Source organism: Sphingorhabdus sp. YGSMI21 (assembly GCF_002776575.1).
In the GTDB taxonomy this organism is placed as follows: Bacteria; Pseudomonadota; Alphaproteobacteria; order Sphingomonadales; family Sphingomonadaceae; genus Parasphingorhabdus.
Genome location: NZ_CP022548.1, coordinates 1,974,811 through 1,986,976, shown reverse-complemented (window position 1 = coordinate 1,986,976; position 12,166 = coordinate 1,974,811). Strand labels below are relative to the sequence as shown.

Here is a 12,166-nt window from a genome sequence, read left to right as displayed (position 1 = left end):
TGCAATTGAAGATTTAACTGGCCGGTTAAGGGCGGGGCGGAAGCGGGTTGGCCGCAGCGCCGGCCGGGCCGGCCTAACCGTGCCTGCGGTCTGCCAGATCGAAACCGGCCTCCGGTTTCTCGATAGCGTCCGGAGCGACAGGTTCGGGTTGCTGCTGCACCACACGGCCGGCGATCGCGCTGGCGGGGACTGCCTTGCTGAACAGATAGCCCTGCACCTGCTTGCAGCCGGCCCGCTTCACCTGCAGCAACTGTCCGTCGCGTTCGATGCCCTCCGCCGTCGTCACCATGCCCAGGCTGGACGCCAGGCCGGTCACCGCACGGATGATCGCCTGGCAGTCCTCCCGGTCGTCGACATCCTCGACAAAGCAGCGGTCGATCTTGATCTTGTTGAACGGGAAGCTGCGCAGATAGTTGAGCGAACTGTAGCCGGTGCCGAAATCATCCAGCGCGATCTTGACGCCGAGCGAGTGGATCTTGTTCAGCAGGTCGAAATTGGCCTGGTTGTGGCTCATGATAACCGTTTCGGTGATTTCCAGCTCCAGGCGGTGCGGGGCGACTCCCGCCGACGCCAGGCCGTTGATGATGGTCGGCAGCAGATTGGGACTGCGCATTTGCGCCGGCGACAGGTTCACCGAGACGCCGAGATGGTCCGGCCAGTTCTTCAGTTCGAGCAGCGCCGTGCGGAGCACCCATTCACCCAGCTGGATGATCAGCCCCGTCGCCTCGGCAATCGGGATGAACTCGTTCGGCATGACCATGCCCTTGGCCGGATGGTTCCAGCGGATCAGCGCTTCATAGCCCAGCGGTTTTTCGGTCTCGATATCGAAGACCGGCTGATAATAGAGTTCCAGCTCGTCACCCTTCAGCGCCGCCTGCAGATCCAGCTCCATCTCGCGCCGGTCGAGTTTCGCCTGCAACATCTGCGGCTCGAACAGCGTGACCCGGCCCCGCCCGTTGTCCTTTGACTTGTACAGCGCGATGTCGGCGTTGTGCAGCAGGCCCTCGGCGGTTTCCGACTTGTCGTTGGAAACGACGATGCCGAGACTGATGCCCGGAGTGATCTTGTGGCCGTCGATCATGAAGGGCTGGGACACGGCGTGGACGATGTCGGACGCGATTTCGGCCACTTCGCCGCTATCGCCGGCGTCGGTCAGGCAGATGGCAAATTCGTCGCCGCTCAGCCGGGCCACGATATCCTCTTCGCCGGTCGCCGTGGCCAGCCGGTTGCCGACCACCTGCAGCACCCGGTCGCCGGCATTGTGGCCCATTGTGTCGTTGATCGCCTTGAACCGGTCGATATCGACATAGAGCACGGCGATATTGCGGTCGCCCTGCAGCCGCGCCAGCGCGCTTTCCAGCGACTGGTTGAACAGGTCCCGGTTGGGCAAATTGGTCAGGCTGTCATAATGGGCCAGGCGCGCGACTTCGTCCTTCGCCTGTTTCTCGTTGGTGACATCCGTCGCCGCGCCGCGCAGTGCCTTCGACCGCCCTTCCGCCCTGTCCATCGGCCGGCAGGATATCCGCCACCAGCGGTCTTCGCCGTCAACCTTGATCGGCAGCACCAGTTCGCGCACCGGCTCTCCCTGCCCGATCCGCTGCAGCAGCATATGGCGTTTCCCGCCCTCCTCGAACAGGTCGGCGATGTGCAGGCCGTTCAGCTCGCCAACCGGCCGGCCGGCGGCCGCCGCGAACCGGGCCGACGCCCGGACGATCCGCTGCGACTCGTCGGTTTCCCACAACCAGTCCGAACTCTGCTCGGCATAGTCGTTGAGCAGCAGCTTGACGGTTTCCGCCGCGTCCTTCTGCTTGGCCGCATAGATATGCCGCTTGGCGAAATTGAAGAAGAAGAGGCGGTAGATGGAGTCGATACAGAGGGCGAAAAAGACCAGCAGCAGCGCCGACTGCACCGCCGTCATGCCATTGACGACGAAGAAGGCCATCGCCGTCAGACCGGTCGAGATCGCGATCGCGAAGGTCTGCGCGCGCGGGATGCTGCCATAGGTAAAGCCGCCGATCACGATGCTGCCGAGGATCAGGATCACGCTGTTCTCGTTCAGCGGGATCTGTCCGAAAGCCAGCGGAAAGGCGAGGCTCAGGTTCAGCGCCAGGGCGACGATGATGCTTTCGTAGCAGAGTTTCCGCCGCAACGCATAGAAGGTGCTGAAGTCGAAATCCGGCATCAGGTCCCGGCGGAAATTTCTGATCGACAGGAAAATGATGACCGCCATCCCGAACAGACCCGCGGCAATGAACGGTGCGCTGGCGTGAATGAACAGATTGACCATCATGTAGATCGCGACCGGGATCATGGCGATGGCGATGATCCGCGACACATCGGCGATCAGCTTGAGCTGCTGCCGGGCGATCAATTCGCGCGTGCCGGGATCGCGCTCGGAATTGAACGTCCAGAATTCCCTGTGGATGTCGAACAGACGCTGCAGCATCACCTTTGCGACCATGAATTCACCTCGTTTCCCGGAAACCCGCCCGGATTGCCGTCCACCAACCGCAATTTTCACGATGCGAACCCCGCTACTAACGGTCGCGACCAACCGGATTTAAGGGGGCGGCTGCGGATTTCCCGCTCCGCCCCGCCCCTTCGTCCGTGCGGGAGAGGGTACTTAACAGCCCGGCAAAAGCGTGATAGCGCGCGACCATCGACACGCTCTTCCTCCTGATCGGCCTGGCCCTGGCGGCCACGGGACTGGCGCTGATGCTGCGCAGCGATCTGCTGTATATCCGCGGCGGCACCCGCCGCGTGCCCGCCCAGATCATCCGCCACCAGCTCAAGAAGCGCGGCGGCGCGACGCTGTACAGCGCGGTGCTGCTGGTGCCCGACGAGCGCGGCGGCTTTATCGAGGTCCGCGATCCCCTGACCACGCCCTTCCCGACCCCGGTAATCGGCGAGCGCCTGACCGTCGTCCACCCGACCGGCCACCCCGGCAAGGCGCGCATCCCCTATCCGTGGTTCCGGGCGGGGGTGTATGGCGTGCTGGGTTATGGGTTTGTGATTTGTTTGTTGGGGGTTACGGGGTTGGGGTGAGGGTTATATCGATTTTCTTGATAAATCAGATTTAACTCAACCCAATTAAAATTATTCACCAACAACTGATATTCTATAAGCGCCGTGCAACATAGGATGCACTTTGACTTTCGTATCGGTGGAAAGAACATCGAATGGGATGAGCGGCTCGTTTAAATGAGAATAGACGAACGGTTCTTCGGTGCTCAATTTCAAACCTATAGCACCTACACGATAACATATTGAAGCGGCGACGCTTACCATCTCAACTTCCGAAACACCCTCTCCATCGAACACGTTTTTGCACATATCCCAAAAAAGATCCTTCTGAGGGTTTGGTCGTGCAGCGATATTCATTGCAGTCTCTTGGATTTTGTCAGTTGGAATCGCGCCTAGCTTATAAACTCGGCGCTCCTTATCGACAAATAGCCGTATCATCTCATCCAAATGAGGTTGAGCACTATACCATTCCTGCAATAAAGCATCTCGACGTTTCCGCGAATATTCATACTCTGCTTTTTTAATATTGCGCACAGATATGTCATAATCCCCTTCAGACATATCAATACACTCATTTATAAAGTGTATAATATCCCGCGGTCGCATTAGTGTTCTTTCAAGCATCCAAGAAAATGTATCTTTGTTACTAGCCATTTTGGCCGGAAATATTGTAGAATATTTTACGGTATCGTTTGTGTACTGCCTTTTAAATAGCTGTCCTATTCGCAAATCAACCAACTCTAAAAGTTGTTGTTTTTTCCAAGTTACATTGAGAGCATAATCATCAAACTTCTCTCTCTGAAAAGTCGGATCGGTGGTCTCCAACATAACTCGTTCTCGAACGTCTGTTCGCAATGCTGCCAATATCTTGAGATTAGATATTTTTCTAAACTGGCGTAAGCTGGATAGCAGTGCGCGGATCATCTTGAACCTAACCTCTGCGTCCACCCAATGTTCGTCCAATTTATCGATAAGCAAATAATAACTCTTCATCCCCTCCAAGTCAGACAATTCAGCTAAAACATCAATAATCTGAGCTAATTCCTGGAGTTGATTGGAATCAATGATTTGCTTTGTTCTCGCAACGATTTCTTTCTTTTTGTCGACACTCATCCTTTTGTCATATTGACCGCCTGCGGAAAACTTCTCAATATCAAGGCCAAATTCTGCCCCAAACTTGTTCTCAAAACTCTCCGTTATCTCTTTGATGTTTTCATCCATCGTTATCCAAAAACGCCCCTCCCAGTCTTTCAGGTATTTGATCGCCTTCGCTTTCCGAGGATTATTGCCAAAACGATCGACTATTTTCTGGAAAATGCTATTTGATTTTTCAACTGAATCTACAGACCACCTAAGTCGGATGAATTCGATACAAAGAACGTGTTTCCATAATATTTGGAATAACAAATCCAAATCAGCGCCAATCGAATTGAGAAACCTCAAGGCGTCTGAATTTGAAACATAGTTCATAGACATTTCTGTGAGATCGAGTTCCACAGCATGTTCAGCTTCATGATATATCTGACGAAGAATTGCCGTTTTCCCTGACCCCGTTCGACCCGCGATGATCATCCTTGGTGAACTACATTTTTCAAACTCAAACTTCGAACCATGATTAACAAAACAATCAAAAAGAAACTCATCATCGGTCTCAGCATTGCCGGTACCGATACTCATTCCTTGCCGAAGTTGTGAAGGATTTGTACTGATCTTTTTCATGGGAATATAATTAGTTATACAGCTAGAAACGTCAAACACTATTATTGGGTATGCGTAGGATAATCAATTTTCCCCTTTCCTACACTCAACCAAATAGGTTATTATTTCTCCCTTTAACAAACCATCCCCAAGCCCCCGCACCGCTGTGCGGCGGCCGGCATGGTCCCATACAAGGAGTAAAACCTATGACATTTCAGGACGAATTTATTCACCGCCTGCGGGTGGTGCGGGGTGAGGCAACGGGGGACGGTGCAGGTGGATCGGAGCCTCGAGAAGGCCGCTCGGACGAGAGTAACCACCCCAACCCCTCCTTTGAAAAGGAGGGGCTTGAGAGTGAAGGTGATGGCGGAGAAGTGATACCCCCCTCCCGCTTGCGAGTATCAGGTCGATCCGTCCCCCGGACTGATCTGGAACTGCCGGGGGCAGTTCCACCTGATACTGGGCCGGGGGTGGGCCAGTGTGAAACCGAGAGTGCTGGTGCTAATATAACAGACACCCCCACCCCTAGCCCCTCCCGCGAGCGGGAGGGGGACTGCACCCGCCATGACGGCTGGCACCGCGAACTCCGCGTCAAATTCCTCGAAGCGCTCGCGCAGACCGGCAATGTCCAGGCGTCGGCCTATTTTGTCCAGCGCAGCCGCCAGTCGGCCTATGACCTGAAACGGCGCGATCCGGATTTTGCGCGGGCGTGGCTGGCGGCCCTGGTGCTGGCGCGGGAGGAGGCGCAGGACAAGTTGCAGGAGCGGGCCATTGAAGGCGTCGAGGAAGAGGTCTTCTACCACGGCGAGGTGGTGGCGACGCGGCGGCGCTATGACAGCCGGCTGCTGCTCGCCCATCTGGCGCGGCTCGACAAGATTGCCGAGCAGATCCCGGCGCAACGCGGGGCGGCGCGCTTTGGCGATATGCTCGACGCGATTCGTGTGGGCGAGGACACCGCGCCGCTGATCGCCACGCCGACCGAGGAGGAACTGGCGATCGCGGCCGCCAGGGCCGAAGCGCAGGGGCGGCCGGTGCCGGTGGAAGACACGGGCGAGGAATTTTACGCGATCGCCTTCCCCTATCAGGACGGCCCGCCCGACTATTATCGCATGACTCCCGAAGAAGCCGCCGAAATGGAACGCGAGGTCCCCGGCCTGACCGCGACACCCACCGGCACGCGCGACGAAGCGGTGATCAACGCCCTGCCCTGTAACGCCGAAGCCATGCGCGAATTTCGACGTGACGAGGGGGAGAAGGGAAAGAATCTATAACAGTGTAAAGTTTGTAAACTTCGGGTGGCGCTCGTCATTGCGAGGAGCGGAGCGACGCGGCAAAGCAGAGCGGCAAATGCTGACGATCGTGACAAGACGCTCTGGATTGCGTCGCTACGCTCGCAATGACGAATGTTGATAGAGAAGGGCCTCTCAGGCGAATGGGGACAATGCGGATTAACAACTTCGTCATCGAAAGCAGCAGCTTCGTCATCCTGAACTTGTTTCAGGACCTCGTGAGACTGCGCGCTGCCGGCGGAGGTCCTGAAACAAGTTCAGGATGACGATTATTTGCCGCAGCAGCGCGATGATGGCCCCGCCCCCCGTTCGTCTCGAGCGCAGTCGAGAGACCGGCGGAAAGGGACAAGTGTCTCGACCTTTGCCTGTCCTGAGCCCAATCTAAGCCCCTCATCTTTAGAAGTTTCGGGTCGATCAGTCCCCCGGACTGAACTGAAACGGCCGGGGGCCGTTTCACCCGGAACTGGGTTGGGGTGGTGGCGATGCGCAAGCATCGCTCGCGTCAGCGAAAAGCGATGGAGCGGAGATGACGGAATGGAAACGCAAACACAGCGCCCAGAGGAAAGAAACCACCCCAACCCCTCCTTTGAAAAGGAGGGGCTTAAGAATATCCTTCGCGGTGGAGAATGCCTTCGTCATTGCGAGCGACGCGGCAAACCAGAGCGTCACTCGCCGCTCTGGATTGCGTCGCTACGCTCGCAATGACGAATGTCACCACAATCCCCGTTCGTCTCGAGCGCAGTCGAGAGACCGGCGGTCCCGAGCACAGGCGATGGCGGCGGCTGGCGCGCTTTGCGGGCGGAAAGGACGGTGATGCTATAGCCGGTCAGTAAGCCGGATTATGGGTGGCGAGGAAATTTTCGATTGACTGCAGCAACAGCAGCCGGTCGGCGCCGCGGGTGAAATAATGGTCGGCCAGCGGCAGCGAGACGAAGTCGACCTGCTTGTCCGCCCTGGTCATGGCCTTGTACATTTTCTCCGACTGGACATGGTCGACGGTGACGTCCTTCTTGCCGTGGATCAGCAGCAGCGGGGCCTTGATCCGGTCGATGGCGTAGAGCGGCGAGACGGCCTTGAAATCGGGCGTCATTTTCTCCCACTGGCTGCGGTAGAGCTTGGCGCGGACCGAGCCGCCGAAATCGTTGACCTCGCGGCGGAGCGCGGACACGCCGGAGATGGAGATGGCGCAGCGATATTGGTCGGGGTCCTTGATGACCCCCCACATCGCCGCATAGCCGCCGTAGGACGCGCCGACGATGCAGACCCTGGCGGGGTCGGCGATTTTCTCGTCGACCGCCCATTGTACGGCGTCGGAAATATCGTCCTGCATGGCGAAGCCCATCTGGCCCTGGCCCTTTTTCATGAAGGCATTGCCATAGCCGGTGGAGCCGCGGAAATTGGGCTGGATCACGGCATAGCCGCGGTCGGCGATAAACTGGGCCCAATAGTCATAGACCAGGCTGTCGTGCCCCCACGGCCCGCCGTGCGGCATGACGATCAGCGGCAGGTCTTTGGCTTCGCGCCCCTTGGGCAGCGTCAGCACGCCCTCGATGTCCAGGCCATCGCGCGCCTTGTACTGGATATATTTGGCGCGCGCGAGCCGGCGGTTGCCGATCGATTCGTTGATGTCGGCGAATTTCGAAAGGCTGCCGGTGCGGGCGTCGAGGAAATAGAGCAGGCCCGGATTGTCCGGGGTGCCGATGCGGACCAGCATGCTGTTCTGGTCGCGGCTGACGCTGATGATCCGGGCTTCGGCGTTGACCGCGGCCTCGTCGAGCAGCTTCTGCGCTGCCAGCATGGCGGGGTCGAGCCACTCGACCGTGTCATTTTTGTCGGCCAGCACCACGCCGAGGATCTTGGCGCCGTCGTAGGACAGCTTGACGTCGGCGATGTCGCTCTTTTCCGACGCGTAGACGGTGCGGATATCCTCGTTGGTCAGGAAATTGCGCTCCATGATCACCGACTTGCCCTGCGCATCGTCCTTGATCAGCAAGCCGTTGTCGGTGCCGGGCACGAACATGAAGGGCACATCGAGCGCTTCCTCTTCGCCGAGGTCAGCCCGGTCGACGGTCTTGAAACTCCTGCTGCCCTCCTGGGCGTAGAGCAGGCGCGAGGTCTGGTTGTGGTCGCTGTAGCCAATGCCGATGCGGACATTGCCGGTGCGGTCGGCGCCCCAGTCGAGGACGTAGGTCTTGCCCTTGACGACCCGGCGGGCCTTGCCGGTTTCGACGTTGACGCGGTAGACCGTCGGCCAGAAGGCGTTCTCGTTCGAATAGATGGAGCCCTGCGCTGCGGCGAGGATCTCGGTCGATCCGTCGGACGGCGTCCAGATCACGTTGCCCGCATTCTGGCCGCGGTCGTTCCACAGCAGCTTGGTCACTTCGCCGGAGCGGCGATTGACCGCGAACATGCGCGAAATATACCAGCTGTCGGTCTGGACCCGCTGCAGGCCGTAGATGTTGACGAGAATATTGTCATCGTTGATCCAGCGGATACGGCTGATCTCGGTTTCGTCCGGGACCGCGAATATCTTGGTCTTGCTCGCGTCGAAATCGATCGAGGAAATCAAGATGCGCTGCTCGCCACTGACGGCGAAGAGACCGGCAAAATGCTGGCCATCGGGCGACAGCGTGGCCAGTTCGATGAAGGGCAAACGGGCGAAAGCCTCGGCCGGCAGTTGCCGGGGTGCGGAAGCGGTGTCCCGGACCGGCGTGCTGGCGCCTGTCTCGACGGCCGCGCTATCCGCCGCGACAGGCACGTCCCGCGCCTGCCCGTTTGCCGACGCCAGCAGCGCCGCTACCCAAAAACCGATCATTCCAAGCCCCCTCAGGAAATTCCCTTTGGACAAGAGCTTAACAATAGTGGGTTGCGTTACAACAGTAGAAACAGAAAAACCGGCTATTTATTCGAAAACAACCGGAACCGTCGACAACGTGGCGAATAACTTCATCGCTCACCATGCGGAAGCGCTGGTCGAATTCGGGCTGGACGGCGGGGAGAAGGAGATGAATCTATAGCATTGCAAAGTTTGAAGTTAGGGTCGGGTGAAAGCGCACTGGCAATCTATCGCCGCTTCGGCATAAGCACAGATGACATAAAAACACATAAAGGATCGAAGGGAACAGCGTCGTGACCGTTATAAATCCTGACCTTGTGCGCATATTGGCTCCGATGATATTGATGCTGGCGCCCGTATCGGCTTCGGCGGAGCCTCCTCCCCATGCGGCCGAGATCGACCTTACAAAACTCAATGATCAGAACCTTTTGGGTCTGTACAATAAAAGTATGGCCGAAAAACGCGCGGACGCGTGCAAATTAGCTGCGATTCTTTCTGAATTGATCCGGCGCAACCTGACTCAGGGAATCGAGACGTTCCGGATAGAATATCGGCTGCAATGTTCGATCGACCGAAAGGATTGGGCCAACGCCTATCAGAATATCAAGGTATGGGAGGCGCACGACGGCGAGAAAAAGCCCGCGCCAGAATGGATCTTCCGGCTGGCGTTTCTCGCTGGAGAGAATGACGAGGCACTGGACCGTCTCGAAACCATAACCAAGCTCGATGATCCGGAACAGCTGACCCTGTTGCCGGATGAAGCGATGTTCTCCCTGACGCGGAGATTCAACGAAGATGGTCGCCTTGATCTCGTGGCGAGGCAGTTTCAGATGCTGTTTGAATCCCCGCATTTTGCGCTGTTATCGACCGACCTGCGCTCGTTAACAGCCGCGCGGATGCTCGAGGAACATGTCAAGAATGGCTATGTCGGCGATGTCGGCAAAATGCTGCCTCACATTGCCTCACCTCATCACTTCACAATAATGTTGGCGGACCGATCCTATGAACCAATCTGGCCACGAATCGAGCGCTTTGCCGGCCTGAACATGACCGACGTTCTCCACAGATACCTGCTGCAAAAAAAATCCGAGGTGGAGACTAGACCGGACGACAAGGAAACAATGCGGTCCTATGTCTACGCCTTGTTTTTCTCCGGTCGCTTTGAAGATGTCATCGCGCTGGCAGGGCCAATTGATCATATCAACCCGGCTAACTGGGACGAAAACGACAGCTGGCTTGTGAATCTGGAAGCCTATGCGCTTGATGCTTTGGGAGACACCGATGCAGCAGACCGAATTTTCGATCAGTTCACTCAGGTCGATTATCAGCCGGAAAAAAATGGCTGGCTGGTCAACTTCGTCATCAATCGGGCTTTGCGTCTGGTCGGCCAAAAGCGCTGGCAGGAAGGGTTGGTCGCCGCAAATGTCGCCGCTGAAATTGCACAGAAATCGGGATCACCTTATGCAAGAATGCTGGTCTGGCAAAGCGAGACATGCGCGCTACATGGCCTTGGCCGAACCGAAGAAGCACGGGCTAAGCTGTCACAAATCGTACAACATGAAGGCGATGCGCCGGTGGTCGCGGTCCAGACGCTGTTGTGCGTAGGAGCGCGCGATCACGCTGCTTCGCTGGTGATCGATAATTTGCGAAACGACGCCAAGCGCGGTGCCATGATTGAAGCCCTGCAGGGGCCTGAATTCGACCTGTTCTACGAACATTCAGAATTGCCTCATATCCACACGGAACTAAGAAACCATCCAGAAGTAGCGCCCGTTTTTACCAAGCTCGCGCGTGATATCCCGAAGGATTACATCCCGCTTCTCGGTGTCAGAAAACAAAAATTATTGGCAGAAAGGCAGGCTGACTAACCCGCAGCAACCCCGAACAGGTCATGCTCGTCGGCATCCTCGATCACCGCGTCGACGATATCGCCGACCGACAGGCTGGCGGGGACATTGCGGAGGAAGACATTGCCGTCGATCTCCGGCGCATCGGCCTCACTCCGTGCCGTCGCACCAACATCGCCATCCTCGTCGGGCTCGCCGATGTCGTCGATGATCACGGGCAAAGTGCGGCCGACCTTGGCCTGCAGCTTGGCGGCGCTGATCCGGGCGGTGACGTCCATGATCCGCTGGTATCGCTCTTCCTTGACCGCTTCGGGCACAGCGCCGTCGAGCAGGTTGGCCGCAGCGCCTTCAACGGGTTCAAAGCGGAACGCACCGACGCGGTCGAGCTGGGCTTCCTCGAGCCAGTCGAGGAGATATTTGAAGTCGTCTTCGGTCTCGCCGGGGAAGCCGACGACGAAGGTCGAGCGGATGGTGAGATCGGGGCAGATATCGCGCCAGGACTTGACCCGATGCAGCACCTTGGCCTCGTTGGCCGGGCGCTTCATGCGCTTGAGGACGTTGGGCGCGGCGTGCTGGAACGGGATGTCGAGATAGGGCGTGATCTTGCGCTCGGCCATCAGCGGGATGACCTTGTCGACATGCGGATAGGGATAGACATAGTGGAGCCGGGTCCACACGCCCTGCCCTTCGGGTGTCCGCAGCTCGCCAAGCGCGGCGGCGAGATCGGTCATATGGGCGCGGACTTCGCGGCCCTGACCGGTCGGGCCGTTCCACTGGCGGGACTGGTGGCGGATGTCGACGCCATAAGCCGAGGTGTCCTGGCTGATCACCAGCAGCTCCTTGGTGCCGGCCTCGACCAGCTTCTCCGCTTCGCGCAGGATCGCGTCGGGGCGGCGGGAGACAAGGTCGCCGCGCAGGCTCGGGATGATGCAGAAGGAACAGCGATGGTTGCAGCCCTCGGAGATCTTGAGATAGCTGTAGTGGCGCGGGGTCAGCTTGAGGCCCGCTTCGGGCACCAGATCGACAAACGCGCCGCGCGCCGCCGGCGCCGCAGCGTGGACCGCGGTCACGACATCCTCGTACTGATGCGCGCCGGTGACGGCGAGCACATCGGGGAAGCGCTTCATGATCACATCGGCTTCATTGCCCATGCAGCCGGTGACGATCACCCGGCCATTCTCGGCCATCGCCTCGCCGATCGCCTCGAGGCTCTCCTCCTTGGCGCTGTCGAGGAAGCCGCAGGTGTTGACCAGCACTACATCGGCACCGGCATAGTCTGCCGACATATCATAGCCGTCCGAGCGCAGCTGCGTCAGAATGCGTTCGCTGTCGACCAGGGCCTTGGGACAGCCGAGCGAGACCATGCCCACTTTGGGCGGAGAAGGGATTTGGGTAGCCATATGGCGCGGCCTTTAGGCGCAATTGCCCGGCGAGTCACGATCAATGTGCGGCAGCGCCGTGGTCCGGCGTCG

At 58.2% G+C, this 12,166-nt stretch carries 8 protein-coding genes; 4 read left to right on the top strand and 4 right to left on the bottom strand.

Annotation, left to right across the window (positions count from 1 at the left end):
• Positions 1-73: 73 nt before the first annotated feature.
• Entirely contained in the window at positions 74-2,461 is a 2,388-nt protein-coding gene (locus CHN51_RS09720) for an EAL domain-containing protein (RefSeq protein WP_100093838.1), read from the bottom strand.
• 197 nt (positions 2,462-2,658) lie between these two features.
• Here CHN51_RS09720 and CHN51_RS09715 point away from each other — a divergent pair, with 197 nt between their 5' ends.
• Positions 2,659-3,045: a DUF3592 domain-containing protein gene (locus CHN51_RS09715; RefSeq protein WP_346426343.1), complete on the top strand. Its 387-nt coding sequence runs from the start codon at positions 2,659-2,661 to the stop codon at positions 3,043-3,045.
• 51 nt (positions 3,046-3,096) lie between these two features.
• On the opposite strand, the gene CHN51_RS09710 is transcribed toward CHN51_RS09715, so the two are convergent.
• Complete coding sequence (locus CHN51_RS09710) at positions 3,097-4,743, bottom strand: DNA repair ATPase (RefSeq protein ID WP_123906295.1); 1,647 nt, start codon at positions 4,741-4,743, stop codon at positions 3,097-3,099.
• A gap of 185 nt (positions 4,744-4,928) precedes the next feature.
• Here CHN51_RS09710 and CHN51_RS09705 point away from each other — a divergent pair, with 185 nt between their 5' ends.
• Entirely contained in the window at positions 4,929-5,993 is a 1,065-nt protein-coding gene (locus tag CHN51_RS09705; protein ID WP_164089098.1) for a hypothetical protein, read from the top strand.
• 844 nt (positions 5,994-6,837) lie between these two features.
• Here the strand turns inward: CHN51_RS09705 and CHN51_RS09700 are convergent.
• Complete coding sequence (locus CHN51_RS09700; RefSeq protein WP_100093834.1) at positions 6,838-8,826, bottom strand: S9 family peptidase; 1,989 nt, start codon at positions 8,824-8,826, stop codon at positions 6,838-6,840.
• A 25-nt stretch (positions 8,827-8,851) separates the two neighbouring features.
• Between CHN51_RS09700 and CHN51_RS19750 the strand changes: the two genes are divergently transcribed.
• Positions 8,852-9,028, top strand: coding sequence for a hypothetical protein (locus CHN51_RS19750; RefSeq protein ID WP_164089096.1), 177 nt, complete (start codon positions 8,852-8,854; stop codon positions 9,026-9,028).
• Positions 9,029-9,140: 112 nt separating this feature from the next.
• Entirely contained in the window at positions 9,141-10,715 is a 1,575-nt protein-coding gene (locus tag CHN51_RS09695; RefSeq protein ID WP_164089094.1) for a hypothetical protein, read from the top strand.
• On the opposite strand, the gene rimO is transcribed toward CHN51_RS09695, so the two are convergent.
• The gene (gene rimO / locus CHN51_RS09690; RefSeq protein ID WP_100093832.1) at positions 10,712-12,094 is read right to left on the bottom strand and encodes a 30S ribosomal protein S12 methylthiotransferase RimO; all 1,383 of its coding nucleotides are present in this window, start codon (positions 12,092-12,094) and stop codon (positions 10,712-10,714) included. The genes CHN51_RS09695 and rimO overlap by 4 nt on opposite strands.
• Between the last annotated feature and the right edge of the window lie 72 nt (positions 12,095-12,166).

Coding starts and splice junctions, on each gene's coding strand:
- rimO (WP_100093832.1), bottom strand. CDS start 12,094: ATGGCTACCCAAATCCCTTCTCCGCCCAAAGTGGGCATGGTCTCGCTC.
- CHN51_RS09710 (WP_123906295.1), bottom strand. CDS start 4,743: ATGAAAAAGATCAGTACAAATCCTTCACAACTTCGGCAAGGAATGAGT.
- CHN51_RS09720 (WP_100093838.1), bottom strand. CDS start 2,461: ATGGTCGCAAAGGTGATGCTGCAGCGTCTGTTCGACATCCACAGGGAA.
- CHN51_RS09705 (WP_164089098.1), top strand. CDS start 4,929: ATGACATTTCAGGACGAATTTATTCACCGCCTGCGGGTGGTGCGGGGT.
- CHN51_RS09700 (WP_100093834.1), bottom strand. CDS start 8,826: ATGATCGGTTTTTGGGTAGCGGCGCTGCTGGCGTCGGCAAACGGGCAG.